The following is a 25,287-nucleotide window of genomic DNA, read 5'->3' as shown; positions in this document are numbered from 1 at the left end:
TCGTCGCCGCGGTTGATGGACTCGCCGCCGAGTCCCTGCTTACCCAGTCGTCTTCGTCTCCGTGGGAAACGGGTGGCGCCGCAACCGAATGATATCGTCCTCATCGCGCTCGGTGATGTACAGCCAGCCATTGCCGACACCGACCACCTGCTCGTTGCCCCGCAAGGTGAAGGTGCCGACGAGCCGGGCCGCGCGATCGACAAGCAGGTAGGTCATGTTGGGGAAGTCCGCGCTCTTGCTGCGGCGGATCAAGAGCTGCCCGTTCGGGCCCGCGAGCACCGCGCCGTAAGCCAAGGGAAAGGGCGGCACGAACTCGGGGAAAGCCGGCGACGGCGGCTCAGGAACTCCCGCCGGCCTCGGCACTCCCGGCGGCAGTGCACCCGCGGACCGCCCGCCGTTGCGCCGCTCGAACGCCCGCCGCTCACGGGCCGTCACGGGAATTCGCGGCACGGGAAGCGAATCCCCGCGCAGCCATTTGCCGTCGGGCAGGCGCCAGTCCACGCGAAAGGGGTTCAGGCGAGCAATGGCGAGCGCGCCGTCGGGGAAAAGTACGAAGGCCTCCTCCGAGGGCATCAGCTGCGTCGTGTAGCTCGAGGAGGCAATGATCCGCCCCTCCGCGTTTGTCTGCTGCGACAACTGCCGGGCGGAGAGGCGGAACTTGGTCACGGTGTCGACCGCGCCCGTCTTGCGGGAGACGAGCACGACCGCCCCGCTGTCCCGCTCCGTCTGCATCGTGATCCCGTCGCGCCGCGACGGCTCGACCCGCCCCAAGACGCGTCCCATCGCATCCGCGCCGTAGATGGCGCTGCGGGTGGCCTCCACTGCGGGGTCGTCCGGCGGCACCGTGGCCACGATGCGGTCGCGGTGGAACAGCAGCCAGCGCCTGCTGAAATAGTCGACCATGAGGCTCGAGTCCGCCCCCATCGCGTGGACGAGGGCGACCATTGTGAACTCGCCCGGCCCTTTTCCCTTGCGTCCGATATCGCGCGCCGACCCATCCCGAAAGTCCAGCAGCAAGAGACGATCGTCCCGCCCGTCAGAGACAATCACGCGCCCGTCACTCAACTCCCGCACGGAGCCCACCGACGTGAACTCATGCGGGTGCACCGCATCCGCGGGCCTGAGCGTGATCGCTGGAATCCGCTGCGCGCCCAGCGGCGCGGTGCTGACCGCGAGCAGGAGAACCGCAAACACTCGACGCATCGACAAGACTCCCGGGAGTGACAGGAGCCAAATACTGCACCGAGTACTGCACCCGTCCAGATGCAGCGCGCCCGTCTGCCCTAGGCTTCCACAACCCCGCGACGCCCCAGAGCCCCCGAAAAGAACACAGAGGGCCCGACATCACGCCGAGCCCTCCGTGTCTCCGTGCCTCCGTGGCAAAGCAGTTCCAACTCAGCCCGTAATCGAAACCGCCCCGCGCTTGAGCTGCGCACCAAACCAGAAGTGCGCCAACGCCAACCAACCAAACACCACACCCGTCGCCGCAATCGTCGCGAAGTGCAGCGTGGCGTCGAGCCCGCCGGTTGGAACGGGACGGATGAACCAGTTGAATCCGAGCCAGGCGGCGATCAATCCACCGGCGGCTCCCAGCGCCCCAAGGGCGGCCAACTTCTCGAAGTTCTGCATGGTCACTTAATGTGCACCCGGCCCGGCCAGTTCCTCCACCCCTGCCTTGGTCACGCGGTGAGAGACCAGCGGCCGAGCCGCCACCGGCTCCTCGCCCATCACCACGGCCTGCCGGAGCGCCTCCTCGGCAGCCTGGCGCCCCGGCAGGTCACGCGCGTGGATCGTCGCCACAGGCTGGCCCCGCGTCAGCCGCATGCCGGGTCGTACGTGCAGCACGATGCCCACCGCGGGGTCTACATCGTCCTCCACGCGCAGCCGGCCACCGCCCAGTGCGATAATCGCCCGGCCAATGGTGCGTGGTTCCACGCGCTGCACGATGCCCTCGCGCGCCGCCTCGACGCGCTCGCGGATCGGCGCGTGCGGCAGGATGGCCACGGGATTGTCCACCACGCCCGGATGCCCACCCTGCGCCTGCACCAACGCGCGGAACTTCTCGATGGCGTCGCCGCTGGCGAGTGCGTGCTCGACCTTGGCCTTCGCATCCGCTGACGATGCCGCCACTCCGGCCACGAGTAGCATTTCCACCGCCAGCGCGACCGTGACATCGTGCACGTCACGTGGGCCATCACCGCGCAGGACGCGGATGGACTCCTCGACTTCCAGCGCGTTGCCGCAGGCCTCGCCCAAGGGCGCATCCATATCAGTCAGCAAGGCCACCGTCGGGCAGCCTCGCCGCTCGCCTAGCCCGATCATGGTTTTGGCCAGCGTCAGCGCGTCGTCGAGCTTCGGCATGAACGCACCGGCGCCAGTCTTCACATCAAGCACCAGACCCGTGAGCCCCTCCGCCAACTTCTTGCTCATGATGCTCGCGGCAATCAGCGGAATCGCCTCCACCGTCGCCGTTGTGTCGCGCAAAGCGTAGAACTTCCGGTCAGCCGGCGCGATCTCCGCCGTCTGGCCGATCATCGCCACCCCAAGCTTCTCCACCTGCTTTGCCGTCTCGGCGAGCGACAGTCCGGTTCGGAAGCCGGGGATGGACTCGAGCTTGTCGAGGGTGCCACCCGTGTGCCCGAGCCCGCGGCCGGACATCATCGGCACCGCGACGCCACAGGCCGCCACGATCGGCGCGAGGATGAGCGAGACCTTGTCGCCCACGCCGCCGGTGGAATGCTTGTCCACCCGCGGCACCTTGAGATGGTCGAGGTCCAGGCGCTTGCCGCTGTCCAACATCGCGGTGGTCAGCGCCTCCAGCTCCTCGGCGTCCAACCCGCGAAAGAAGATCGCCATCGCCAGCGCAGACATCTGATAGTCCGGCACGACGCCCGCGGCGTAGTCGCGCATCAGCCGGTGCCACTCCGTGGCCGTGATGCGCCCTCCGTCCCGCTTGCGTTCGATCAGCTCGACGACCGTCATGCCCGGCTCCCCTGCCCCAGCGCGGCGTTAGATTCCTCTGTACTCCCTAAATCAACGGCGCGACGCGCCAGGAGTCCATCCAGATGCTGATCTCCAAGCAGATGAATGCCGCGCTCAATACCCAGGTCGGGAACGAGCTGCTGGCCAGCAACCAGTACGTCCAGATCGCCGCGTACTTCGACGCCGAGGGTCTGCCGATCCTCGCCAAGCACTACTTCAACCAGGCCGCTGAGGAGCGCGACCACGCGATGCGCTTCGTGCGCCTCATCCTCGATGGCGGCGGCGACGTGAAGATCCCGCAGGTGCCGGCGCCCAAGCCGTCGTTCAAGACGGCGATGGAAGCCGTGCAGCTCGCGCTCGACTCCGAGCTCAAGGTCACCGCGCAGATCAACGACATCGTGGACCTCGCCGTGAAGGAGCGGGACCACATCATGAAGAACGGCCTCGACTGGTTCGTGAACGAGCAGCGCGAGGAGGTCACCTCGGCGGACACGCTCGTGCGCATGGTGAAGCGCGCCGGCGAAGCGGGACTCTTCCACGTGGAGGCCTTCCTGCGTGACGGTGGCCTCTCCGAGGAAGGCGACGCGGGCGCGGCCGGCTGAGTTCGGCCGCGCCGTCCCCCGCGGCGCGCGCCGCCGAGCTGCGCCGGCTCCTCGAGCGGGCGCAGCACGAGTACTACGTCCTCGACAAGCCCTCGCTCAGCGACGCCGAGTATGACCGGCTGTTCCGCGAGCTGCAGGCCATCGAGCGCGACCATCCCGAGCTTCGCGACGCCGACTCGCCCACACAGCGGGTCGGCGCCGAGGTTGGGGAGAGCCATCTCGCCAAGCACGCGCATCTCGTGCCGATGGCGTCGTTGGACAATGCCTTCGACGAAACGGAACTCGCCGAGTGGGATGTCCGGCTTCGTAAACTGGTCGGCGATGCCGTGGATGCCGATGGCTACTGCTGTGAACTGAAGATTGATGGCGGCGCCGTGTCGCTCACCTACGTGAATGGCGAGCTCAAGACCGGCGCCACGCGCGGCAACGGCAGCGTTGGCGAGGATGTCACCGCCAATGTGCGCACGATCGCCGACGTCCCACGCCGGCTCGAGGGCAGCGGCTGGCCACAGACCATCGAGATCCGCGGCGAGGTCTATATGGAGTTCGCCGCATTCGAGCGCATGAACCGTGAGCGCGCGGCCGCTGGCGAGCCGGTGTTCGCCAACCCGCGCAACTCGGCGTCGGGCGCGCTGCGCCAGAAGGATCCGCGAGAGACGGCACGCAAGCCGCTGCGCTTCCTCGGCTACGCGTTCGCCGTGCCCGGTGCGGGCGAGTTGCCGTTCAAGACGCAGTGGCAGTTGCTGGAAACCTTGGCAGCGTGGGGCATCCCGACGCCACGGCATCGCCGCGAGTGCAAGACGCTGGATGAAGTGCACGCCTGGGCTCGGGAGCTCGAGTCCACACTGCGTCCCGAGTTGCCGTTTGCCATCGATGGCGGCGTGGTGAAGGTCAATCGGCTTTCGCTGCAGACCGAGCTCGGGATGATCGGCGGCCGCGTGCCGCGCTGGGCCATCGCACGCAAGTTCGCGCCGGACATCGCCGAGACGCAGTTGCTGGACATCGAGGTGCAGGTGGGACGCACGGGCGCGCTCACGCCGCGCGCGGTGCTGGCGCCAGTGGAAGTCGGCGGCGCGACGATCACCTACGCGACACTGCACAACTTCGACCTTGTGGCGGAGAAGGACCTGCGGATTGGCGACACCGTGCAGGTGAAGCGTGCCGGCGAGGTAATTCCGCAGATCCTTGGGCCGGTGCCGGAGCGGCGCACGGGCGCTGAGCGCGTAGTGAAGGCGCCGACCCAGTGCCCCATCTGCGGCACTGCGGCCGTGCGCGACGAGGAGGAAGTCGCCAGTTACTGCCCGAACCTCAGCTGCGCCGGCCGACGGCTCGAGGCGCTCGCACACTTCGTCTCACGTAGCGGGATGGATATTCGTGGGCTCAGCTACCAACGGCTTGAGCAGTTGATTGGCGCCGGTCTCGTGCAGGACGCGGCCGACATCTACACCATCACGGCCGAGCAGCTGGTGCCGAGGAAGGGCGAGGACGGCAGCGGTGTGCCGGGCTTCCAACAGAAGAGCGCACAGGCGCTGGTGGACGCAATCGAAGCGTCCAAGCAGCAGCCGCTCTCACGGCTACTCAACGCCGTCGGCATTCGCCACGTGGGCGCCGAATCCGCCAAGCTGCTCTCGCGCAGCTTCGGGACCATGGAGGCGCTGGCCGCAGCAAGCGTGGACGAGATCGAGGCCCTGCACGGCGTCGGCCGCGTGATGGCCGAGTCGGTCCGCCAGTGGCTGGACGAGCCGACGATGCAGCAACTTGTGCAACGGCTGCGCGACGCGGGCGTACGCATGGACGAGCCCCGCGCCGCCTCGGCGGACGGTGTCTTCAAGGGGATGAAGATCGTCTTGACGGGGACGCTACCGACGATGTCGCGGCCCGAAGCCACCGAGTTGATCGAGAATGCCGGCGGCAAGGTGACGAGCTCGGTGTCCAAGGCCACGGACCTGGTGGTTGCGGGCGCCGAGGCGGGCAGCAAGTTGGAGAAGGCGCAGCAGTTGGGTGTGACCGTGATTGACGAGAATGAGCTCAAGCAGCGGCTCGGGCTCTGAGATGCGTACCGTGAATTCGTGGAGCGACTGATGCCGTTCGCCCTTGGGACCTCTGCCCTGTCTGCCATTCCGCGCGCGTCGCTGACGACGCTGCGTGCCTCGCTGGTCCGCGACATGGGCGATGGCTTCGCGACCGTGCTGCAGGAGGCGGGCTACGCCGGCGGCGAGTCCGTGCTCGCGGCGATGCGTGACTGGTGCGCCGCCAACGGCGTCGGCGCGCCGGAGACGCTGGCGTACTCACAGTTCCAGGTTGCGGCCGCGCGATTCTTCGCGGACACCGGCTGGGGCGGCGTCTCGCTCGAGCCCATCGGCGATGCCGCGGTGGCGTTCGACTCCTCCGATTGGGCCGAGGCCGATCCGGCCGCGAAGATGCCGTATCCGAGCTGTTACTACACGGTGGGGATGCTGGCCGACGTGTTCGGGCGCGTGGCGGGCGGACCGATGCAGTGCCTGGAGGTCGAGTGCCGCTCGGTTGGCGCGGAGCGCTGCCGGTTCCTGCTGGCGAGCCCTGAGGTGATCGGGCACGTGTATCAGCGGATGGCCGCCGGCGTTGGCTATGCGGAGGCGTTGAAGGAACTCGCCTAGCGCGCGACACGTCGCCGCACCGAGCGCGGCCTCACTCCACGACCACCGTGCCGGACATCGAGGCACCGTGGATGCTGCAGAGGTACGTGAATGTTCCGGTGGACGGGAACTGCCGTTGATAGGTGCCGGAGGCCTGGTTCGGTGACGTGGGGCCGTCAGAGAAGGTGACGTTGTGCGTTGAGGCCCCGGCCATCCAGGTCCAGGTCACGGTCGTCCCTACCGCGACCGTTCGACTCGTCGGTGAGAAGAAGTTGTTGCCCACGCTGACCGCGTTGGGATCTGCCGGCGGGCCGGTTGGCGACCCCGAGCCGCCGCCGATGTTTCCGTCGCCGCAGGCGGCGAGGGCCACAGCCAGCGTGCACGTGAGGCGCCGTGACGACGCGATCACACGCTCGATTCGCGCGTGGGGCGCTCGAGATGGGACACCGATTGGATCGCTCATCGACAATCTCCCGCTCATCCGGTAGCAGGGAATAGTCCGTCGTGACTTGACTACCCGTCGGGTGCGCGAGATTGTCACCGGAGACGTTGCGCGGGTGAGCGGCCAGCTACCACAACAGCTTCCATTGGCGCTCGCCTGCTGGCGGGCGTTGGCACTCGGGCTCGCGATCCTCCTCTGGTGCGTGTGGGATTTCCTGATGCTTGCGCGGCGGCACGGCAAGGCGTGGGCAGCGCACGTAGCCAAGGTCCCGCGTTGGCTCGGACCGCGACATATTCGTGGTGACACCCACAGGACCGAGGCCCCGTGAAGAAGCTACTCGTATTGATCGGCACGACGCTCGGCTCTGCCCTCGGATGGTGGATGGGCAGCGGCGTGGGAATCATGACCAGCTTCATGTTGAGCATGGTCGGGTTCGGGGTCGGGATGTGGGTCGGTGCGCGCATCGCGCGGGACTACGGTGCGTAGCGACTTGTTCACGCCGAGCGCTTGACCTCGTCGCCAGGTCCCCTTACCCTTCGCGTCCGCCACTGACGGCGCACCAAGATCTTCCTATGACCGCACGCCTCCACAACCCAATCGGTCGATTCGATCGACAGCCATCCGGCGCAGGGACCGGGAGCTTGGCCACGCACTGACGCGTTGTCGCTCCCGCTCTTCGGAGCGTGCACACGCCCCGCCTGCGCACTCGTCGCCGGCGGGGCGTTCTGCATCCGGCCGGCCGACCCACCCTCTTCAGGCCGGGATTCCCATGGTCAACCGTATCACCAACACCTACGAGCGCGGGCCTCCGCGCGCGCCCGTGGACACCTACGCGGTCATCGAGACCTGCAACGAGTACGTGCCCGTCTACGGCTGGATGGCGGCGCGCGTCATCACGCAGCTGCAGCGTCTGTGGACGCCGCGGTGGATCACGTTCCGCGACATCGCGGGCACCGTCTACACCGTGCGGTCGAAGGACATCCGCGTCGTACGGACCTCGTCGCCCAAGACGCGTGCGATGGTGCGCGCGTTCTACAAGGCGCTCGACGAGGAGCGCGAGAAGGACTCGCCGTGGGAGTGATGCCCGCTCCCACGGCGGGCTTTCGCGCAACGATCCATCGTTACCGCACCGCGAATCGGAAGATGCTGCCGAAGAACGACAGGATATTCCCTCTTCGGCAATCTTGAACCCTCGCGAACGCGCATATCGGCAGGAGATTCCCATCGCCTAGGCTAAAGCCACACAACGACTTGGCCGAGACTCTGTGGTGTGACGTGATGTAGCCACACGTCAGTTGCACCTACCACCTGAATCTCGCCCAATGCACGCCAGTCGCAGCATTACATCCAAGATCACGTGGACGGTCGCGGCCATCATGGCCGCGTTCACCATCTCCACCCTGCTGTTCTATAGAGCCCAGCAGTCCAGCGCGCTGAACACGGCATTTGAGCACGAGGTTGGGTCGGTCGCGGAGACCGTCTCTCTCGGCGTGTCACTCAGCCTTGGCTCGGGCAACTTCGCCGGCGTCCAGAAGGCGCTCGCGTTCGCCACCGCGCGCGACGACGTCCGTTTCGTCGCCTTGATGCGCGATGGATCGCCGATGGCGAGCCAACCCTCAGGCGTGGAGTTGACGCCCGAGTTTCTGGCCGCGGATTCGTTGGTCGTTGCCACAGCGGATGTTGAATCCGACGCGCTCACCGCGCAGGTCATCGTCGGCGCGAGCAAGGCCGGCCTCCGAGCTTCGCAGCGCCGGATGGACCTGATCTCGGTCGGCGTTGCGCTGTTCGCGCTGGTGCTCGGCTGGTTCGCCGCCTCGATGCTGGCGCGTCGCATCGCCGCACCGATCGTGGCCGCGTCGCGCTCCTTCCAGAAGTTCGCCAACGGTGACCTCGGTCAGCGGCTGGAGGTAACCAGCGAGGACGAGCTTGGCGACCTCGCCAGCGCCTTCAACGAGGCCGCCTCGTCCATCGCCGGCATCGTCCGCGAGATTGCCGGCTCGGCGACATCGGTCACGGAATCGTCACACTCGCTGTCGGGCGTCAGCGCGACCCTGGAGCAGAACGCGGCATCCACCGCCAGCCAGTCGACGCACGTCTCGCAGGCAGCGCGGCAGGTGAGCGAGCGCGTCAATCACGTGCTGCGCAGCGCCGAGGAGTTGGGTTCCGGGATCCGCGAGGTCTCCGGCAACTCGACCACCGCGGCCGATGCCGCGCGTTCGGCAGTGCAGCTCGCCAACGAGACCAAGACCATCATGGATCAGCTCGCCGAGAGCGGCGTGCAGATCGGGCAGGTCATCAAGGTGATCACGTCGATCGCCGAGCAGACGAACCTGCTGGCGCTGAACGCGACCATCGAAGCCGCCCGCGCTGGTGAGGCCGGCAAGGGCTTCGCCGTCGTGGCGAACGAAGTGAAGGAACTCGCGAAGGGCACCGCGTCGGCCACCCAGAGCATCCGGGAGACTGTCGAGGGCATCCAGCGCGAGACGGGTGTGGCGGTCGACGCCATCGCCCGCATCACGTCCGCGATCGAGGAGATCAGCGGCGTGCAGACCAGCATCGCCGGTGCCGTCGAGGAACAGACGGCCTCGACGTCGGAGATCAACCGTGTGGTGGCCGAGGTCTCGCGCCAGAGCTCGGACATCGCCACCCACATCGACGATGTAGCGCGCATCGCCCAGGACACGACGGCGAGCGCGCAGTCCACGCAGGATGCCGCAACCCGGTTGGAGCAGGTGGCCGCCGGACTCCAGACCCTCGTGCGCCGATTCTCGTTCGGCAGCGAGTCCATCACCGAGTCGCCGCGGTCCGGCGACATCACTCCCCGTGCGCAGGCCACGTCCGGTCGCGCGGCCAACCACACCAAGCAGGAGACCCACACGATGAAGAAGTTCGCAGCGAGCCTGGCGTTCCTCGCCGTGCTCACCGGCGGATCGCTGGACGCCCAGAGCTCCGACCGTCTGTCCATCTACGGCTACCTCACGCAGGGCTTCGCCGAGTCGAAGAGCCTGCCGATCTACGGCCTCAATGACGCTGGCACGACGGACTATCGCGCGATGGCGCTGCAGTTCCGGTACTCGCCGAGCGACAACAATACGCTGGTCGTGCAGCTCGGCCATCGTCGCCTCGCAAATTCCGCAGTGCAGACGGTGGAGCCCGATGTCTCGCTCGACTGGGCGTTCTACCAGACGCAATGGGCGGGCAACACGGTGAAGGTCGGCCGCATCCCGATGCCGCGCGGCCTCTACAATGAGGTGCGTCAGGTAGGCGTACTGTTCCCCTTCTTCCGCGCCTCCAAGGCGTTCTACTCCGAGGGCCTCGAGACCATCGACGGCGTCTCGCTGAACCGCGATTTCGCGCTGGGCGGCTTCGACCTCGCCGGCACCGTCTACGGCGGTGGCTATGACATGAAGGTCGAGCTGGTCGACGCCAGCGGCCCGTACCTGCTCACCGATCGCCATCGCGATGCGCACGGCGCCCAGCTGCGCCTGCGCACGCCGATCTCCGGCCTGCGCTTCAACACCGACATCGTGCGCAGCCGCACGGCGGGCTCGGGCACGCCGCTGCAGATCGCGACCGCCTCAGTCGACCTCTCGCGCAGCCGCTACTTTGCGCGCTACGAGTGGGAGCTGGCCGTGGCGCGCAACGGCGCCGGCGACAAGAGCACCGAGTACGGCGCGTGGTACGCGCAGGCCGGCTTCGGCGTGACCTCCAAGCTGTGGCTCAACGCGCAGCTGGAGTCGAACACGATGACCCTGCACTACCTCCCCACGCCCGCACCGGTCGAGTACGAGAACATCAATGATGTGGCCGCCGGTGTCGTGTACCGCGTGTCGCCGAAGCTGCTGCTCAAGGCCGAGCACCACTGGTTCAAGGGCTACCAGCTCGACGTCGCCACACCGCCGATCAACGGCATGGGCCAGGCGCTGCCCGGCGCCAAGACGAACTACTTCATCCTGAGCCTGTCGACCGCGTTCTAAGCGGCCGCCACCACCGTTGGCGGGGCCTCGCGGCCCCGCCCCACCATTTCCCGGAGACTGGGACCGATGTTGAAGATCAGCAGGATCCTGGCGGTGCTTGGCGTGCTCTTGCTCGCCGTGCCGCAGGTTGCAGAAGGCCAGGGCTATCAGGTCATCGTGAACGCGGGGAACTCCGCGTCGTCCGCGCCCAAGGCCGTTGTGTCGAAGATGTTTCTCAAGCAGCAGAAGAGCTGGCCGGCGGGCGGCAGTGTCACGCCCGTGGACCTCGGCCGTGAGGCCGCCCCGCGCGCTGCGTTCAGCACCGGCGTGCACGGTCGCTCGGTGGCGAACATCGAGGAGTACTGGCTGCAGCAGGTGTTCGCCGGCAAGGACGAGCCGCCGGCAACGCAGCGCGACGATGCCGCGGTGATTTCCTTCGTGGCTGCGAACCCTGGCGCGATCGGCTACGTGTCGGCCGGCGCGACGCTGCCTGCGTCCGTGAAGCGACTGACGGTCGAGTAGTCGACTGATGTGAAACGAGGGACCCGCGCCGAGGCATCGGCGCGGGCCCCTCGTTGCGTTTCGACTAGCGAACCAGCGCCGTCAAGGCCGCGCGGTCCAATAGCCGCCCCTTCGTCACCACGGCCTCGATGCGCTTGGTGTTCGTGATGTCGGCCAGTGGATCCGCCGACAGCAGCACGAGGTCGGCGAGCATCCCGGGTGCGATAGTTCCCATCTCGCCGGCCTTGCCGAAGAACTCGGCGGGCCGCAACGTGGCCGCGCGCAGCGCCTCGATCGGCGGCAAGCCCGCGCGCACCAGCATCTCGAGTTCGTTGTGCAGACTGTATCCTGGCGCCGCAAAACCGATCGGCGTATCGGTGCCCGCGCCAATCGGCACGCCAGCGTCGTGCATCTGCTTCACCAGGTGCAGACTGAACTCGCCGTACGTGTTGTCTCGCATGGGACCAGCAGCCTGCGTAGCGCGTTGACCGGCCGTCGCCCACTCTGTCGCGACGTCTTGGGGAAGCTTGTCGAGCGTCGCCTGCCAATCCGTGCGCGTGAACGGCGGCTGAATGCCGAGCGCATTGAGACGCAGCGTCGGCACCTGGATCGTAGTGCCCATCGCGGTCAGCACCTGTGCGCACTCCGCCTCGTTGTACGCCGCCACCGCCGGCAGGCGCTGCAGGTTGTGCAAGCTGGTGCGCAGCGTAAAGCCGTTCACCCGCTCCGTGTTGCGTAGCCGCCGCCGACGCTCGGCCAACAGCGCGTCAGGCCTCGACGCACAGTCCATCTCGATGTTCCGCAGATGCTCCAGCGACTGCACGCGCGGCCCGACTTCGCGTGCGCGCATGGACAGCGGCACGTGCCCGTCGATCGGCAGGTTGCGCGCGCGGGCTTCGGCGACGAGCACCTCGAAGACCTCGGGGCTCACCATCTCATAGATCTTCACGAAGTCCACGCCCGCCTCGGCCAGCCGCGCGATGTTCGCGCGCGCGGTCGCCACGTCGGGGTTGGCGATGCCGAGCGCGGGACGGCCCTCGCCCGTGTAGACGACGTACTCACCATCCAGCAGCGGGCCTGCGTAGAACACACGGGGAGCCGTCGCGGAGTCAGCACGCATGGGAGCCACCGCCGCCAGCACTGCCTGCAACTCACCGCCGGTGTCACGGACACTTGTGATGCCGTGATTGAGGAACAAGCCGGGCATCGCCGCTGTGAGCCGCGGATCATACGTGAGATGGACGTGGAAGTCCCAGAGCCCCGGGATCAGGTAACGTCCCGCGCCATCGACCGTATTCGTGGCACGCACGGACTCACCGGCGTCCTGTACGGCGACGATGCGGCCGCTGTCCACGACCACCGTCTGCCCGGCGCGCACGCCGTGCACGGCATCGATCACCGTCACGTTGCGGATCGCAAGGTCGGCCGCGCGCGGCGAGCAGGCGGACAGCGCGGCAGCGGCCGCGAGGGAGACGATCCCGATGGAGGCGAGCTTGGGCATTCGTGGGGGCGGGTTGGAGGGTCGGCGAAGAATGTAGGCCGGGCCGACTTGACCCGACAGCGCGAATCCGGGTCAGCGAAGGCTCAACCCGGGAGTGCGCGTGCCGCCTGCGGCGTGCGGCCCGTCCAACGCCGATACGCCCGGGTGAACGCCGCCGGTTCCGCGTACCCCAAGAGGAAGGCAATCTCAGAGCAACTCAACGAGCGGTCCTGCAGCAGCATCTCCGCGCGTGCGCGCCGTACCTCGGCCAGCAATGCCGAGAAGCTGGTGTCCGCGTCCGCCAGTCGGCGGTTCAGCGTGCGAGCCGACAGGGCGAGGCGACTCGCCACCGCGCCGATCCGAGGCTCTCCACGGGCAAGCAGCGTCGCGATCTCGTGTCGTACGCGGCCGCAGGTGTCATCCTCCGCTGGCAGCTTGGCGAGCAGTTCGGCGGCGCGTGCCGCGAGGTACCCGTGCAGGCGGGGATCCGCGCGCCGCAGCGGGCGATCCAACAGCGTCGCATCGAAGGCGATCTCCAGCATCGGCCCACCCCAGGACACCGGTGCCGCGAACCAACGCTCGTGGCGTTCGGGATTCGTCGGGCGCGGCAGGGGATACGCGACGAAGCGAACCCGAATTGCGTCGCCCGCGAGCGTACGCAGCACGGAGAGCACCGAGGCCGCCTGCGCGTAGACCGGCTCTCGCAGCGCCGCGAATGGTGGTGGCACCGGCCGCGACAGGACCATCAGCGCGCCCTGCGGCGCGTCGCGCAACGACAGCGTCGGCACCACGCCCGGGTGCACCACCGCACGGAATCGCTCGAGCCAGGCCAGTGCCTCGCGGACGGTAGCCTCGTGCTGCATCGCGTAGCCCACGACGCCCATGCCTGAGACGCCGAGCCGTGCGCCGATCTCGAGGCCGCGTGGCTCCCTCGAGAGATGTGCCCAGAGTGCGAGGTGCTGGCTGAGCGGCACACGGGCATCCGGATCCGCGAGCACGGCCGGGTCACCGCCCCAGGCGAGCAGCAGCGCCGCGCGGTCGAATCCGACGGCCACGGCCGCCTCGACCACCGCCGCATCCATCGCGCTGAGCACGCTCTCTGGCATCGCCGCAGTCTCGCCGCTGGCCGCCAAAGACACAAGGATGGCGGATTCGGACAACGCTGCGGCCGCGCCAGCGCCGTAGGCTCCTGCAGCGAGCCACGCCAAGCAACGGAGAGGGGAGAATGCGAATCGAGGACATGCGGGTCACGGTCGTTGGTGCCGGCGTAGGCGGATGCGCCGCCGCGCTGATGATGGCACGCGCCGGAGCAACCGTGACGCTGCTGGAGCGCGTCGAGCGGGCGCAGGCGGTTGGAGCGGGGATCGCCATCGCGGCGAATGGCTTTGCCGTGCTGGAGTCCCTGGGACTCGGGCCCGCGCTGACGGATGCCAGGCCGGTGGCGGAGCCGCGCATCGTCGATGGCAGCGGTCGGACCCTGTTGCGTCCGCCCGGCGATGCCGGTGTGCGGATGCTCCGCCGCGCCACGCTGCAACGCGTGCTGCTCGACGCGGTTGCAGCGGAACCTGGAATCCAGACCTGCTTCGGCGCCGAACTCATTCAGGCAGCGGCGGACGGCACGGCGTTCGTCGCACAGGTCGATGGCACGGAGCGCGCGATCACTGCCGACCTCCTCATTGGCGCCGACGGTGTGCATTCGCGGTTGCGCGCGGGCCTGGATGTCGGTGCGCGCCTGCAACCTGACGGCATCGCCTATGTCCGGGCACTCGTGCCCGCACGGGCGCTGAACGAGGAGGCGTGGTGCTCGGCTGGCGTGTTCGGCAGTTTCGATGTGGATAACGGCGCCTACCTCTACGCCTCGGCGGGAACCCCGAGCACCGCGGCGGCCGTGGAGCGGCACGACCTGGCGGCTTTTTGCAGCGCGTGGTCGCGCGCGTATCCCGCGGCAGCTCCATTGCTCCAGCAGCTGACGTCGTGGAACGAACTCATTCTGAATCGTGTCACCACGGTTCACTGCGCTCGATGGTCGCAGGATCGCGCGGTGCTGCTCGGCGACGCGGCGCACGCGATGGCGCCGAATCTCGGACAGGGCGGCAACAGCGCGCTCGTCGATGCCGCGGTGCTGGTGGACGAACTGTTCAAGTCGCCGGACTTGCGGGCTGGCCTGTTGTCCTACGAGCGGCGACGCGGGCCGGCCGTCGCGAAGGTGGCAGCGCTCTCGGCGCGCCTAGGCGCGCTCGCGGAGGAGACGCGGTCCGTGCCGCGTTGGCTGCGCGACCGCGTCCTGCTGCCGTTGGCCGGTCGCCTCGGAGGTGATCCCACGGCGCAGGTGCTGCAAGAGTCGCCGGAGACGCTGCGGGCCATCGGTCGCCGGGCCGCCGTGCGCCGCCCGGCGACTCTGGCAACTAGCGACCGAGCTTCTCTCGCGTAAAACGCCGCGAGTAGACGTTCGGTGGATTACTGCCATTCGACATCTCGAAGGCCCGCTCGTAGAGCTCCTTGGCCTTCGCGGCGTTGCCCATCTTCTCGTACGTCATGCCGAGCAGCACGACTTGGAAGGGATCGTTGCGGAGGGCTTCCACCGCCTTCGTGAGTTCGCGTTCTGCGGTGGCGAGGTCCCCCGTGTAGAGCGCCACGTAGCCCACTAGGTAGGGGAAGTAGCGCTCCTGCGCCTCGGCCATCTCCGGGTCCGAATCCAACGCGCGTCGCGCGTCGACGATGTAGCGCTCGGCCGCGGGCTTGTTGCCGCGGCGCGCCTCGATGCGCGCCATCGCGTGGGCCAGGCGGTAGTCCCAGAGCGACTTCGGGTGCGTGCGTGGCGCGGGCTCCATGTTGCCGAGCTCCGAGCCGCGACGGTAGTAACGCTCGGCCTCGTCGAAGAAGCCCGCGTCGTGACAGACGCGCGCGGCTTCATTGGCCATCTCGCCTTCCTGATAGTGCGCGTTCTGCGGTTCGACCGCTCGCTGCGTCCGCCAGTAGGCAATCACGCGTTCCTCGTGCTCGATGACCTTGGCGCAGTTGCCATCGTAGCCGTAGGACATCGCCATGCGGCGGTTGGCGGCGGCGCGCGCGGCCTCGTCGGGCGCGTTGTCGATCAGCTTCTGGAAGATGGCGCGGGCCGCCGTGTGATTGCCCTCGGCGTCGAGGCGTTGGGCGGTCCGCAGCGAGTCGGCGCGCGGGTTCGAGGCGCGCTGCCCTTGTTGGGCCGCAGCGGCAGCCGGCACGAGCGCGAGAGCCAGCGCGGCGGCGAGCACCGTCGCGCGCGGGGAGGTGGTGATGGTCATGGCGATGCCTCCTGTATGCACGTCAGGTAGGGGAAGCGCGCACGAGACTGCGCGCGCCTAACCAATGGTACGCAGCGCACAGGGAACCTGCTCAGCCCCGCGGGGCTTGTTGCCTCGTATGCCGATCCAACCCCTTGTTGCCGCCTCCGTCGACGAGCTCGCCGCGATGCCAGGCACGACCGTCGTTTACAAGCACTCGCCGACCTGCTCGCTCTCCTGGGTCGCCGCGCAGGAGGTCGCGCGACTCGTCCGCGAGGATGATGTCACGGTCCACCAGGTGGACGTGTTTGCCCAGCGTGCGATGGCGGACGCCATCGAGTCACACTTCCACGTCCGGCACGAGTCGCCGCAGATCCTGATTTTGGAAGGCGGGCAGGTGGTCTGGCACGTGTCGCACCGGGCGGTGACGGCGGCGCGGATCCGGGCGGCGCTGGCAGGACAGCGCGAGGGCGTGGGGGCGAGATTCTAGAGCCCCTCGTACTTCGGATTTGGCACGAGCTGCCCGCCGACGATCGTCTCGCGATCCCAAGGCAACACGATCTGTGCCTCAGTCTCTAGTGCGTAGAAGTCCGGCTCGTACGGCCCGGTCTTGAAGCTCACCGCGGTCCTTACCTCCCGCGCCCCGGCATTGACGATGGCGGCAATCGCCAGCCGTAGTGTCTCGCCGTTGTTGCAGGTCTCATCGACAATCAACACGCGGCGACCCACGACATCGGCCGGCGCGCCGGAGAGCACCGCAGGCGTCTCACGCACCGCCTCGGCCCGATACCGGCGGCTGACAATGATGGAGTGGAACGGCCGATCCATCATCGCCGCAACCACGGCACCAGGCACGACGCCGGCCGTGGCCACGCCGACCACGAGTTCCGGGTCAAAGCTCTTCGACACCTTGAGCGCCAGCGCGCGCGAGAGCTCACCGAACAGCGGCCACTCCACAAGCATCGTCTCGCGGGGAGCGGCAGGGGCGGAAGGGCGGCGCGCAGGCATCGTCGGCTCTCGGTGATGGGTGCTTTGCGCAACATACCGGCCGGTGCAGAGGGCCGGAACCGGCGCGGTTGCCCACCCCCCTGCCCATCTATAGCTTCCCGCCGACGCCCGCTTTCGCCCCCGAAACTCGCCTATGTCCTTCTGGGACCGCCTCTTCGGCGGCCGCACCGACACCTCGCAGGATCGGAAACGCCTCGACTACCTGAACGAGGCGTTGGTGTTGGAGCGTCAGGGCGACTTGGACGCCGCGGTCACGTCGTACCGGCTGGCCCTCCGCGAGCGTCCGGACGACCTCAAGGTCTTGCAGAACCTGGCGATTGCGCTGAGCCGACTGGGGCGAGTCGAGGAAGCGATTCGCGCCTATCGCAAAGCCCTCGAGATCGACCCTTCGCAGGCCGGCGCGCACTACGGACTCGCCTATCTGTTGATCAAGCGCGGGGACCCGCAGTTCGCCGTGAAGCACCTGCGTGCATTCCTTGCGCACCCTCCGTCGGGGCCTGACGCCGAACGTTGGGTGGCACACGCCCAGCAGACGCTTGACCAGTTGCAGGCCGCCGACAGTACGCCACCCTCGCCCGGGACCTGACGTTGGGGAGCATTCTCGCAGTCGTGAGCCAGAAGGGCGGCGTCGGCAAGACGACCACCGCCGTGAACCTCGCCGCCGCCTTCGCCCGCCGTGGCATGAAGACGCTGCTCGTGGACGTGGACCCACAGGGCTCCGTGCGCTTCGGCGCCGGCCTCCGGAAGGGCCACCCAAGCTATGGCTTCGCGGACCACCTCGCCGGCGAACGCTCGCTGCGCGACGTGCTGCTGCCGACCACGCTGCCCTGGTTGCGCGTGATGCTGGCCGGCAGCGTCACTGACCTCGCCGACCACACGAACTACCAGGAGCAGATCGCCGCCTCGGACCTGCTGCCGCGGATGCTCGCCGCGGCCAGCGAGCGCTGCGACATCGTCGTCGTCGACACACCGCCCGGCCTGGGACCCGTCACGCGCCGCACCCTGGGCTCGGCCAACCGCGTGCTCATCCCGCTGCAGGCCGAACCGCTGGCGCTGCAGACCACCCCACAGATCCTGCGTGGGGTACAGGACATCGTGGCCACGCACGAGCAGCTCGTCTTTGACGGCATCCTGCTGACGATGTACGAGGCGGGCAACCCTGCCTGCGAGAGCACGGTCGAGTACATCCGCGAGAAGGTGCCAGCCCACTTGATGCTCGACGTGGTGATCCCGCGCAGCCCGGCCATCGCCGAGGCGTTTGCGGCCGGGCAGCCGGCGGTGGTGCGCTCGCCGGCGGACGAGGCCTCGCAGGCCTACGTGAACCTCGCCACGCGGCTCGCGGAACGGATCGGCATCCCGGAATGACGGCGCGCCGTGGCTGGCTGCTACCGCTGGCCCTCGTGGCGGCGGCCACGGGTGGTTGCCTTGAGCTCACAGGCACGACCAGCGGCGTCTCCGCCATCGACTTCACCGGCATTCCCTTCCCGTCACTCGTCACTGGTGACACGATGCGCGACACGAGCGGCGCTGCCGCTCCCCTGCGCGCCACGGTTTACGACGGAAGCGGAGTGGCCATCGCGGACGCCGATGTTCGCTACGTCTCGCTGGATACCGGCGTGACAATTGACACCGCAGGCGTGATGGTGGCGGCGCGACGCTCTGGCGCGGTACGCGTGGTGGCGTCGTACAGCGGACTGCAGTCGCAGCAGCGCAGCATCACGGTGACGCGCGCGCCTAGCGATGTCGTGCCCGGCCCGACCGCCGTCGGGTTCGAGTACCGCATTCCAGACGGCAGCGCGAACGTCAGCCCCGCACTCACGCTCGCGCTGCACACCACGGACATCGTCGGCAGCGAGAACGCCAATGTGCCGGGTTGGCTCGTGCGATGGCGCATCATCTATAACGGCGACACCTTGGCCCCGACGGACACCTCCACCGCGGCGCTTTGGGCCGCTTCCGGCCAGCGGCACACGCTGTTCGACACGACCAAGACGGACGGCGGTGCCTCGCGCCGGCTGCGGGTCTACACCAACTTGTTGCCGCTGCAGCCCGACAGCTTCATCGTGGTCGCAGAGATCAAGTACCTCGGCGCCCACGTTGCGGGTAGCCCGGTGCGGTACGTTGTCACCATCACGCCCCCCACGCTGTAGCGCCAGCAGGATTCCCCAGCGGAGCACAAGCCGATGATTGCCAGCGGCGGTCCCCGTCCCACGCCAGGGACACTCACGCAGCTCTTCTTCGACGCGGTCGAGCGGCATCGGCTGCCGAACGCCTACCAGGTGAAGAAGGACGGCAAATATCAGCCGATTTCCCACGACGAGGTGCTGCGTCGGGTCCGGCAGGTCGCACTCGGGCTGGGCAGCCTTGGCGTGCAACGCGGCGAGCGCGTTGGCATCATGTCCGAGAACCGTCCTGAGTGGGCGATGGCGGACTGGGCCTGTCTCTGCTCGGGGATGACAGATGTGCCGGTGTATCCGACGCTACCGGCGGACCAAGTCGTCCACCCACTGAATGACTCCGGGGCAGTGGCGCTGTTCGTCTCCACGGCGGACCAGGCAGCCAAGGCCGCTTCCGTGCGCGACCAACTCAAGACGGTGCGCACGATCATCAGCTTCGTGGAGCCCAAGCCGGCCGGCGCCGACATGACCTTTGCCGAACTCGCGGCGAAGGGCGCGGCACTCGACTCGGACGCCAAGGCCGCTGAGTTCAAGCAGAATGCACTCACGGTGAAGCCCGACGACCTCGCGACGCTGATCTACACCTCGGGCACCACGGGCCTGCCCAAGGGCGTGATGTTGACGCACGACAACATCGCGTCGAACGTCGAGGGCTCGAAGCAGAAGGTGCCGGTGCGCCCGGGCGAGGTGGCGCTCAGCTTCCTCCCGCTCTCGCACATCTTCGAGCGGATGGGCGATTACCTCTTTTTCGCGATGGGCGTGAGCATCGCCTATGCGGAGAGCATCGACACCGTGCCGCTCAACCTCTCCGAGGTGAAACCGCACTTCTGCATGTCGGTGCCGCGACTGTTCGAGAAGATGTATGCGCGCGTGCTCGAGAACGCGGTGAGCGGCGGCGCGGTGAAGGCCAAGATCTTCCATTGGGCCGTGGCCGTGGCCGACAAGTGGGCCAACCAGAAGCTCGCGGGCCAGGAGCCGGGGGGCCTGCTGGCCTGGAAGTACGGCATCGCGCAGAAGCTGGTGTTCTCCAAGTTGATTGAACGCACCGGTGGTCGGCTCCGCTACTTCGTCTCGGGCGGTGCACCGCTGACGCCGAGCATCAACAAGTTCTTCTACGCGGCGGGGCTCAAGATCCTCGAGGGCTACGGCCTCACCGAGACGTCACCCGTGATTGCCGTGAACAGCGACGATGCCTTCCGCATCGGCAGCGTGGGCAAGCCGGTCGCCGGCGTCGAGGTCAAGATCGCCGAGGACGGCGAGATCATCACGCGCGGCCCCCACGTGATGAAGGGCTACTACAACCGGCCGGACGCGACGGCCGAGGTGATCGACGGTGAGGGCTGGTTCCACACCGGCGACATCGGCGTGCTCGAAGATGGCTTCCTGCGGATCACGGACCGCAAGAAGGACATCATCGTGACGGCGGGCGGGAAGAACATCGCGCCGCAGCCCATCGAGAACCGCATCAAGACCAACAAGTACGTCTCGCAGGCCGTGATGATCGGCGACAAGCGCAAGTTCCCGGCCGTGCTCATCGTGCCGAACTGGGACAACCTCGAGAAGTGGGCAGCGCTCAAGAACATCATCTGGACGGACCGCAAGCAGCTGCTCGAGATGCCGACCATCAAGGCGAAGATGGAGAAGGAAGTGCTCGGGACCGTCGAGGGCCTGGCGAGCTTCGAGAAGCCGAAGAAGATCGGCCTGCTCGAGCACGACTTCTCGATCGAGCGCGGCGAGTTGACGCCGAAACTGAGCGTGAAACGAAAAGTCGTGGATCAGCAGTACAAGACGCTGATTGACTCGCTGTACACGGGCGCGGACTAGCGGCGCCGGCGAGTCGCGGGCCTGGTCGGACTAGGCGCGGCGCAGCGGCACGATGCCGCTTGCGCCGCGTTCGACTTCACCGACCCATTCACGCTCGTCGCGGGCCAACTCGCGCACGGATGCGGGCCGTTCCAGCGGCAGCGCGCCGACCACGCGTCCGCCTGGCGCCACGCCACGCACGACGTCGAGCAGCAGTGGCATCGGGGTGCTGGCACCGATCGCCGCAGCACGGAAGGTCGCATCGCTGAAGGGCAGCACTTGCTGCGCTCCGCGTACCGCTGAGACGCCGGACGTGCGCGGCGCCGCACCCAGCACCACCGCACGGACGTCGATTTCGGCCACAAGCGCTGCGGCGAAACGCGCATAGTTGCCGACCAAGAGCACCGCACCACCGGGCTCGGCGAGCCCGAGTAGGGCCACCAGCCTGAGCAACTCCTCCTCGCCTGGCAGAGCGTCGGTTGATGCAACGCTGTCCGACGCGCCGGGAAGGAGCAGGTCTCCATCGGCGAATCGTGCTTCTAGCCGACACACGGGGCAGCCCGCGACCCCATCGAGCAACTCGCGCTCGACGGTTCGCTGCGCCACAACCACGAGTGGCGTGGCCGCGTGTGTGCCTGGACAGCGGAGCCGTTCGGCCAGTTCAAGCCGCATCGGCGGGGTTCGGTCGGGACCGCATCGGTGGTAACTTAGGGAGTTCCGCGCGGCTGCAGGCACCCGCGCGCTGTCCCCCGGTCCCGCCCCAATGCTCGACTTCGCAAAGTCCGAACCCTACACGCTCGGCGTCGAGGTCGAACTGGCCATCGTCGACCGCCAGACGCTGGAGTTGGCCCCGAAGGCCGCGCAGCTCCTGAATGCCTGGAGCGGCCCACCGCGACTGAGCCCGGAGTTCTTCCAATCCATGATTGAGATGAACACTGGCATCTGTCGCGACGCCGCCCACGCGGAGCAGGACCTGCGCGATACGGCCCGGAAGATGATGCCCGTGGCCCGCGAGCTGGGCGTGCGCTTTCTCTCGACCGGTACGCATCCCACCGCACGCTACCAGGAGCGCAAGCTGTTCCCGCACGAGCGTTACCACGGCCTCGTGGCGCGCAATCAGTGGATCGCCCGTCGGCTGCTCATCTTCGGCTTGCACGTGCACGTGGGCATGCCCGACCCCGAGACGGCGATCGCCGTGCAGAACGACCTCCTGCACGATCTCGGCCTTCTCCTCGCCTGCTCCGTCAGTTCGCCCTTCAATCAGGGCGAGGTCACCGGACTGGCGTCGTCGCGCATCACGGTGTTTGAGGCGCTCCCGACTGGCGGCATGCCGCAGCTGGTGCACGACTGGACCGAGTTCTGCGAGTTGGTGACGACGCTGCAGCGGGCACACGCCATCACATCACTGAAGGACCTCTGGTGGGACATCCGTCCCAGCCCGCGGTACGGCACCGTGGAGATTCGCGTCTGCGACGGTCTCGCGTCGCTGCGCGAGACGGCAATGATCGTGGCCCTTGCGCAGAGCCTTGCCAAGCGCGCCGGCGCGCGCGTGGCCTCAGGGCAGGAGCGCGGGCTCCCGCCCGCCTGGCGCGTCCGCGAGAACAAGTGGCGCGCCTCGCGCCACGGCCTGGAGGCGGAATACATCACCAGCAACGACGGGGATACGATGCCGGTGCGCGCGTATCTCAAGCAGACGCTCGAGGAGCTGACCACGGACGGGTACATGGAGCGTGACAGCGTGTACGCGAGCATGCTGCAGGCCCTCGCCGACGGTGGCCCCACGAGTGCCGAGCGGCAGCGGGCGCTCTATGAGCGCACGCGGAGTTTCGAGCAGGTGACGCTGTCGCTGGCGGACGAATTCGAGAACGACCTCAACGCCGGCATGGGAGCGGGCTGAGGTCTCGCGCGCTTCACAGAATTTGCGATTCCCGTGGCTTTCACCTAATTGCCACAGAGGCACAGAGACACAGAGGTGCCAGGGCGCGACCAGCCCTCTGGGGTTTTCCAAGGAGCAAAGACTGTGGGGCTCGGCGGAAAGATCTCTCCGCCGAGCCCCATTTGACGTTCGCGTGGAGAAGACCCGAAGGCCGTTTCGTGCACCAAGGCTCTCTGTGTCTCTGTGCCTCTGTGGCCAGCAGTTCGCGGTTCCTCTCCAGAGGAATCTCAGCTCCGCGACAGCCGCAGCTCGTCGACGTCCACGTGCGCGGGCCGCGTAACGGCCCAGAGCACCGCGTCGGCCACATCCTCGGGCCGCAGCATCGCCGCCCGGCTGGGCAGTCCGTCCGACGCGTCGGGATCGTAGGGATCCCAGATCGGCGTATCCGTCGCGGCCGGCGACACCAGCGTTGTGCGCAGGCCCGTCCCGCGCGTCTCGGCGCGCAGCGCCTCCGTTGCCGCCCGCAGCGCGTGCTTGCTGGCCGCGTAGACGGCATTCGAGGGAAACACGTGCCGGTCGGAAATGCTGCCGATCATCACGACGTGGCCGCCTGGCTGCGCGCGCATGCCCGGCAGGAACTCGCGCGTCAGTCGCAGCGGCACGGCGGCGTTGAGCGCCATCGCCGTCGCGATGTCGGCGTCCGTGCTCGCGTCCACCGTCGCCAACGGAAAGGTGCCCGCTGCGTGTACGAGGATGCTCGGATCCGCCCCGCCCAACACCTCGCGTGCGGCCACGGCGACCGTGGGTACGGCGGCATCCTGTGAGAGGTCCGCCGACACGACGGCGGCCTCGTGCGGCAGTGTCGCCGCCAGGGCCTCAAGGTCGGACACGGAGCGCGCCACCAAGACCACGCGCGCCCCGGCTCCCGCCAGGGCGCGCGCCACCGCCGCGCCGATGCCGCGCGACGCGCCCGTGACCAGCGCCGTACGGCCGGCCAGCGCGCCACTCACCGCCGCGGACCGTGCGCCAGGCGCAGGAACTCGTCGCGCGTCATCGGATCGTTGCGGAACGATCCCTTGAGGGCCGAGGTGATGGTCCTGGAGTTCTGCTTCTCTACGCCGCGCATCATCATGCACAGGTGTTCGGCCTCGATGACGACGCCGACACCTTCGGGTCGCAGCACGTCCTGGATGGCCTGCGCGATCTGTTCCGTGAGCCGCTCCTGCACCTGCAGGCGCCGCGCGAAGACCTCGACGATGCGCGGCAGCTTCGACAGCCCGACGATCCGCCCCTGCGGGATGTAGGCGATGTGCGCCTTCCCGAAGAACGGCAGCATATGGTGCTCGCACATCGAGTAGAGCTCGATGTCGCGAACCATCACCATCGACTCGTGCTCCTCCTCGAACACGGCGTCGCCGATGACATCCTCGACGTTCATCTCGTAGCCACGCGTGAGCCAGGACATCGACTTGGCCACGCGCTCAGGGGTCTTGAGCAATCCCTCGCGCGCGGGGTCCTCGCCGATCAGCTCGAGTTCGCGACGGACGAGGTTCTCGAACTCCAGCATGCGGTCGGCATTGCTGCCGACCGCGGCCTCGAACGCGTCGGGGGCGGACGCGGCCCGTGCCGCGGCGCGAGCGCGCTCAGCGGCCGTCGTATTCGACATAGTGGTTCTCCGTCTCCCAGAGCTTGAGGCGCACGAGGCGCGCCGGGGCCAGCTTCGGCGCGAGGACGCGCCAGCATGCCAAGACCAAGTTCTCCGTCGTCGGGATGGTTCCCTGCATGAACGGCACGTCGAGGTTGAGGTTCTTGTGGTCCACATGCCGCACCAGTTCGTCCTGGGCGATGCGCTTCACCTCGCCGAGGTCCAGCACGTAGCCCGTCTCGGGATCCACCCGGCCTTCGACCGTGATCTCCAGCGTGTAGTTGTGCCCGTGCCAGTTCGGATTGTTGCACTTCCCGAAGGTGGCCTGGTTCCGCTCATCGCTCCACGAGGGATTGTAGACGCGGTGCGCGGCATTGAAACGGACGAGGCGGGTGACGGTGACAATGGGCATTGCGATGGGACGACGGTGGACCACGGCGAGGCAGCGCCAGCAGGACTACATTAAGCGTGTCGCCGTGACCGCGGTTCCGCGAGTGGCAAACGCACCGACGCCTCGGGGCGCGGGGCCTCGAGGCGTCGGCTAGGAAGGGGAGCGAAGAGGGTTTTTGAAGCCCTGTCGAATGGATGAGGCCCTCACCCTGTTGGCGTCTTCCCGGCGTCCGGGCATGACGGTTGCAGAGATGTCGGATCCGTTTCGTAGGACTTATCGGCTCAAAAAGTAGATCTCTCCGTCCCGTAGATCGTGGGAGGAATGTAGGAGCGCCGTCGGCGCCGCGTCAATCACCCTTGCATCACAGTTTCGACACGCCCATGGATCTCTTGACCGTCATCGGCATCGGTATGCTGGCGCTCTGGGCCGGCGGCACCTTCCTGTGGGAGGCGCCGGGCTTCATTCACCTGTTTCTCACGCTTGGGGTGTTCTTCATCGTGTTTGGCGCGGTGAAGCGCGGAGAGCGCGCCCGCAAGGCCAAGTAGC

General features: G+C 67.8%; 27 protein-coding genes. 15 read left to right on the top strand and 12 right to left on the bottom strand.

Annotated features, from left to right (window positions below; all coding sequences use genetic code 11):
* Window positions 1-39 precede the first annotated feature (39 nt).
* The 3 genes from KF709_09795 to KF709_09785 all read right to left on the bottom strand — a co-directional run bounded on the left by KF709_09795 (window position 40) and on the right by KF709_09785 (window position 2,982).
* Window positions 40-1,203, bottom strand: a complete 1,164-nt coding sequence (locus KF709_09795) for a hypothetical protein (protein MBX3174694.1) — start codon at window positions 1,201-1,203, stop codon at window positions 40-42.
* Window positions 1,204-1,395: 192 nt separating this feature from the next.
* The gene (locus tag KF709_09790) at window positions 1,396-1,635 is read right to left on the bottom strand and encodes a hypothetical protein (GenBank protein ID MBX3174693.1); all 240 of its coding nucleotides are present in this window, start codon (window positions 1,633-1,635) and stop codon (window positions 1,396-1,398) included.
* Complete coding sequence (locus tag KF709_09785) at window positions 1,636-2,982, bottom strand: thymidine phosphorylase (GenBank protein MBX3174692.1); 1,347 nt, start codon at window positions 2,980-2,982, stop codon at window positions 1,636-1,638.
* 83 nt (window positions 2,983-3,065) lie between these two features.
* Between KF709_09785 and KF709_09780 the strand changes: the two genes are divergently transcribed.
* Genes KF709_09780 through KF709_09770 form a run of 3 tightly spaced genes read left to right on the top strand, consistent with a single transcriptional unit; the run spans window position 3,066 to window position 6,220 of the window.
* Complete coding sequence (locus KF709_09780) at window positions 3,066-3,584, top strand: ferritin (GenBank protein ID MBX3174691.1); 519 nt, start codon at window positions 3,066-3,068, stop codon at window positions 3,582-3,584.
* Window positions 3,581-5,635, top strand: a complete 2,055-nt coding sequence (gene ligA / locus KF709_09775; GenBank protein MBX3174690.1) for an NAD-dependent DNA ligase LigA — start codon at window positions 3,581-3,583, stop codon at window positions 5,633-5,635. The genes KF709_09780 and ligA overlap by 4 nt, the downstream gene beginning before the upstream one ends.
* Before the next feature lie 30 nt (window positions 5,636-5,665).
* Complete coding sequence (locus tag KF709_09770; protein MBX3174689.1) at window positions 5,666-6,220, top strand: hypothetical protein; 555 nt, start codon at window positions 5,666-5,668, stop codon at window positions 6,218-6,220.
* 31 nt (window positions 6,221-6,251) lie between these two features.
* On the opposite strand, the gene KF709_09765 is transcribed toward KF709_09770, so the two are convergent.
* Window positions 6,252-6,662: a hypothetical protein gene (locus KF709_09765; GenBank protein ID MBX3174688.1), complete on the bottom strand. Its 411-nt coding sequence runs from the start codon at window positions 6,660-6,662 to the stop codon at window positions 6,252-6,254.
* A gap of 303 nt (window positions 6,663-6,965) precedes the next feature.
* Here KF709_09765 and KF709_09760 point away from each other — a divergent pair, with 303 nt between their 5' ends.
* From KF709_09760 to KF709_09745, 4 genes are all read left to right on the top strand, one after another.
* Entirely contained in the window at window positions 6,966-7,127 is a 162-nt protein-coding gene (locus tag KF709_09760) for a hypothetical protein (GenBank protein MBX3174687.1), read from the top strand.
* A gap of 283 nt (window positions 7,128-7,410) precedes the next feature.
* A complete protein-coding gene (locus KF709_09755) occupies window positions 7,411-7,722 on the top strand; it encodes a hypothetical protein (protein MBX3174686.1) in 312 nt (103 codons plus the stop codon).
* Between the two features lie 241 nt (window positions 7,723-7,963).
* Window positions 7,964-10,618: a methyl-accepting chemotaxis protein gene (locus KF709_09750; GenBank protein MBX3174685.1), complete on the top strand. Its 2,655-nt coding sequence runs from the start codon at window positions 7,964-7,966 to the stop codon at window positions 10,616-10,618.
* Between the two features lie 66 nt (window positions 10,619-10,684).
* Complete coding sequence (locus KF709_09745; GenBank protein MBX3174684.1) at window positions 10,685-11,119, top strand: hypothetical protein; 435 nt, start codon at window positions 10,685-10,687, stop codon at window positions 11,117-11,119.
* A gap of 64 nt (window positions 11,120-11,183) precedes the next feature.
* Here KF709_09745 and KF709_09740 read toward each other — a convergent pair whose 3' ends face one another.
* Entirely contained in the window at window positions 11,184-12,599 is a 1,416-nt protein-coding gene (locus KF709_09740) for an amidohydrolase family protein (GenBank protein MBX3174683.1), read from the bottom strand.
* Window positions 12,600-12,682: 83 nt separating this feature from the next.
* A complete protein-coding gene (locus KF709_09735; GenBank protein ID MBX3174682.1) occupies window positions 12,683-13,684 on the bottom strand; it encodes an AraC family transcriptional regulator in 1,002 nt (333 codons plus the stop codon).
* 119 nt (window positions 13,685-13,803) lie between these two features.
* Here KF709_09735 and KF709_09730 point away from each other — a divergent pair, with 119 nt between their 5' ends.
* Complete coding sequence (locus KF709_09730; GenBank protein MBX3174681.1) at window positions 13,804-15,009, top strand: FAD-dependent monooxygenase; 1,206 nt, start codon at window positions 13,804-13,806, stop codon at window positions 15,007-15,009.
* Here the strand turns inward: KF709_09730 and KF709_09725 are convergent.
* Window positions 14,984-15,862: a tetratricopeptide repeat protein gene (locus KF709_09725; protein ID MBX3174680.1), complete on the bottom strand. Its 879-nt coding sequence runs from the start codon at window positions 15,860-15,862 to the stop codon at window positions 14,984-14,986. The two genes, KF709_09730 and KF709_09725, sit on opposite strands and share 26 nt — an antisense overlap.
* Before the next feature lie 118 nt (window positions 15,863-15,980).
* On the opposite strand from KF709_09725, the gene ytxJ reads away from it, so the two are divergent.
* Window positions 15,981-16,331 carry a bacillithiol system redox-active protein YtxJ gene (ytxJ, locus tag KF709_09720; protein ID MBX3174679.1) on the top strand — a complete coding sequence of 117 codons (351 nt, stop codon included), beginning with the start codon at window positions 15,981-15,983 and terminating at the stop codon, window positions 16,329-16,331.
* Here the strand turns inward: ytxJ and KF709_09715 are convergent.
* A complete protein-coding gene (locus tag KF709_09715) occupies window positions 16,328-16,849 on the bottom strand; it encodes a phosphoribosyltransferase (GenBank protein ID MBX3174678.1) in 522 nt (173 codons plus the stop codon). The genes ytxJ and KF709_09715 overlap by 4 nt on opposite strands.
* 133 nt (window positions 16,850-16,982) lie before the next feature.
* Between KF709_09715 and KF709_09710 the strand changes: the two genes are divergently transcribed.
* Genes KF709_09710 through KF709_09695 form a run of 4 tightly spaced genes read left to right on the top strand, consistent with a single transcriptional unit; the run spans window position 16,983 to window position 20,850 of the window.
* Entirely contained in the window at window positions 16,983-17,435 is a 453-nt protein-coding gene (locus tag KF709_09710; GenBank protein ID MBX3174677.1) for a tetratricopeptide repeat protein, read from the top strand.
* Window positions 17,436-17,458: 23 nt separating this feature from the next.
* Window positions 17,459-18,214 carry a ParA family protein gene (locus KF709_09705; GenBank protein ID MBX3174676.1) on the top strand — a complete coding sequence of 252 codons (756 nt, stop codon included), beginning with the start codon at window positions 17,459-17,461 and terminating at the stop codon, window positions 18,212-18,214.
* Window positions 18,211-18,999: a hypothetical protein gene (locus KF709_09700; protein MBX3174675.1), complete on the top strand. Its 789-nt coding sequence runs from the start codon at window positions 18,211-18,213 to the stop codon at window positions 18,997-18,999. The genes KF709_09705 and KF709_09700 overlap by 4 nt, the downstream gene beginning before the upstream one ends.
* A gap of 33 nt (window positions 19,000-19,032) precedes the next feature.
* Window positions 19,033-20,850 (top strand): long-chain fatty acid--CoA ligase, encoded by a 1,818-nt coding sequence (locus KF709_09695; GenBank protein ID MBX3174674.1) that lies wholly within the window; start codon window positions 19,033-19,035, stop codon window positions 20,848-20,850.
* Between the two features lie 30 nt (window positions 20,851-20,880).
* Here KF709_09695 and KF709_09690 read toward each other — a convergent pair whose 3' ends face one another.
* Window positions 20,881-21,501 (bottom strand): hypothetical protein, encoded by a 621-nt coding sequence (locus KF709_09690; GenBank protein ID MBX3174673.1) that lies wholly within the window; start codon window positions 21,499-21,501, stop codon window positions 20,881-20,883.
* Between the two features lie 91 nt (window positions 21,502-21,592).
* Between KF709_09690 and KF709_09685 the strand changes: the two genes are divergently transcribed.
* Window positions 21,593-22,726, top strand: a complete 1,134-nt coding sequence (locus KF709_09685) for a YbdK family carboxylate-amine ligase (GenBank protein MBX3174672.1) — start codon at window positions 21,593-21,595, stop codon at window positions 22,724-22,726.
* 266 nt (window positions 22,727-22,992) lie between these two features.
* Here KF709_09685 and KF709_09680 read toward each other — a convergent pair whose 3' ends face one another.
* The 3 genes from KF709_09680 to KF709_09670 are packed head-to-tail and all read right to left on the bottom strand — an operon-like array spanning window position 22,993 to window position 24,762.
* A complete protein-coding gene (locus KF709_09680) occupies window positions 22,993-23,715 on the bottom strand; it encodes an SDR family NAD(P)-dependent oxidoreductase (protein ID MBX3174671.1) in 723 nt (240 codons plus the stop codon).
* Window positions 23,712-24,371 carry a GTP cyclohydrolase I FolE gene (folE, locus tag KF709_09675; GenBank protein ID MBX3174670.1) on the bottom strand — a complete coding sequence of 220 codons (660 nt, stop codon included), beginning with the start codon at window positions 24,369-24,371 and terminating at the stop codon, window positions 23,712-23,714. Before folE ends, KF709_09680 begins: the two co-directional genes overlap by 4 nt.
* The gene (locus KF709_09670) at window positions 24,349-24,762 is read right to left on the bottom strand and encodes a 6-carboxytetrahydropterin synthase (GenBank protein MBX3174669.1); all 414 of its coding nucleotides are present in this window, start codon (window positions 24,760-24,762) and stop codon (window positions 24,349-24,351) included. The genes folE and KF709_09670 overlap by 23 nt, the downstream gene beginning before the upstream one ends.
* Window positions 24,763-25,121: 359 nt before the next feature.
* On the opposite strand from KF709_09670, the gene KF709_09665 reads away from it, so the two are divergent.
* Window positions 25,122-25,286, top strand: a complete 165-nt coding sequence (locus KF709_09665) for a hypothetical protein (GenBank protein ID MBX3174668.1) — start codon at window positions 25,122-25,124, stop codon at window positions 25,284-25,286.
* The last annotated feature ends 1 nt before the right edge of the window (window position 25,287 follow it).

The sequence above is a fragment of the Gemmatimonadaceae bacterium genome (assembly GCA_019637445.1).
In the GTDB taxonomy this organism is placed as follows: domain Bacteria; phylum Gemmatimonadota; class Gemmatimonadetes; order Gemmatimonadales; family Gemmatimonadaceae; genus Pseudogemmatithrix.
Note: the sequence above shows the minus strand (reverse complement) of the source record. Positions and strands in the feature narration are given on the sequence as shown.

What these genes read in the sequence shown, in the direction of transcription:
- KF709_09765 (MBX3174688.1), bottom strand. Translation starts at nt 6,662, where the DNA reads ATGAGCGATCCAATCGGTGTCCCATCTCGAGCGCCCCACGCGCGAATC.
- KF709_09755 (MBX3174686.1), top strand. Translation starts at nt 7,411, where the DNA reads ATGGTCAACCGTATCACCAACACCTACGAGCGCGGGCCTCCGCGCGCG.
- KF709_09710 (MBX3174677.1), top strand. Translation starts at nt 16,983, where the DNA reads ATGTCCTTCTGGGACCGCCTCTTCGGCGGCCGCACCGACACCTCGCAG.
- KF709_09750 (MBX3174685.1), top strand. Translation starts at nt 7,964, where the DNA reads ATGCACGCCAGTCGCAGCATTACATCCAAGATCACGTGGACGGTCGCG.
- KF709_09735 (MBX3174682.1), bottom strand. Translation starts at nt 13,684, where the DNA reads ATGCCAGAGAGCGTGCTCAGCGCGATGGATGCGGCGGTGGTCGAGGCG.
- KF709_09690 (MBX3174673.1), bottom strand. Translation starts at nt 21,501, where the DNA reads ATGCGGCTTGAACTGGCCGAACGGCTCCGCTGTCCAGGCACACACGCG.
- KF709_09665 (MBX3174668.1), top strand. Translation starts at nt 25,122, where the DNA reads ATGGATCTCTTGACCGTCATCGGCATCGGTATGCTGGCGCTCTGGGCC.
- KF709_09685 (MBX3174672.1), top strand. Translation starts at nt 21,593, where the DNA reads ATGCTCGACTTCGCAAAGTCCGAACCCTACACGCTCGGCGTCGAGGTC.
- ytxJ (MBX3174679.1), top strand. Translation starts at nt 15,981, where the DNA reads ATGCCGATCCAACCCCTTGTTGCCGCCTCCGTCGACGAGCTCGCCGCG.
- KF709_09700 (MBX3174675.1), top strand. Translation starts at nt 18,211, where the DNA reads ATGACGGCGCGCCGTGGCTGGCTGCTACCGCTGGCCCTCGTGGCGGCG.
- KF709_09725 (MBX3174680.1), bottom strand. Translation starts at nt 15,862, where the DNA reads ATGACCATCACCACCTCCCCGCGCGCGACGGTGCTCGCCGCCGCGCTG.
- KF709_09670 (MBX3174669.1), bottom strand. Translation starts at nt 24,762, where the DNA reads ATGCCCATTGTCACCGTCACCCGCCTCGTCCGTTTCAATGCCGCGCAC.
- folE (MBX3174670.1), bottom strand. Translation starts at nt 24,371, where the DNA reads ATGTCGAATACGACGGCCGCTGAGCGCGCTCGCGCCGCGGCACGGGCC.
- KF709_09780 (MBX3174691.1), top strand. Translation starts at nt 3,066, where the DNA reads ATGCTGATCTCCAAGCAGATGAATGCCGCGCTCAATACCCAGGTCGGG.
- KF709_09730 (MBX3174681.1), top strand. Translation starts at nt 13,804, where the DNA reads ATGCGAATCGAGGACATGCGGGTCACGGTCGTTGGTGCCGGCGTAGGC.
- KF709_09770 (MBX3174689.1), top strand. Translation starts at nt 5,666, where the DNA reads ATGCCGTTCGCCCTTGGGACCTCTGCCCTGTCTGCCATTCCGCGCGCG.
- KF709_09715 (MBX3174678.1), bottom strand. Translation starts at nt 16,849, where the DNA reads ATGCCTGCGCGCCGCCCTTCCGCCCCTGCCGCTCCCCGCGAGACGATG.
- KF709_09695 (MBX3174674.1), top strand. Translation starts at nt 19,033, where the DNA reads ATGATTGCCAGCGGCGGTCCCCGTCCCACGCCAGGGACACTCACGCAG.
- KF709_09795 (MBX3174694.1), bottom strand. Translation starts at nt 1,203, where the DNA reads ATGCGTCGAGTGTTTGCGGTTCTCCTGCTCGCGGTCAGCACCGCGCCG.
- KF709_09740 (MBX3174683.1), bottom strand. Translation starts at nt 12,599, where the DNA reads ATGCCCAAGCTCGCCTCCATCGGGATCGTCTCCCTCGCGGCCGCTGCC.
- KF709_09745 (MBX3174684.1), top strand. Translation starts at nt 10,685, where the DNA reads ATGTTGAAGATCAGCAGGATCCTGGCGGTGCTTGGCGTGCTCTTGCTC.
- KF709_09785 (MBX3174692.1), bottom strand. Translation starts at nt 2,982, where the DNA reads ATGACGGTCGTCGAGCTGATCGAACGCAAGCGGGACGGAGGGCGCATC.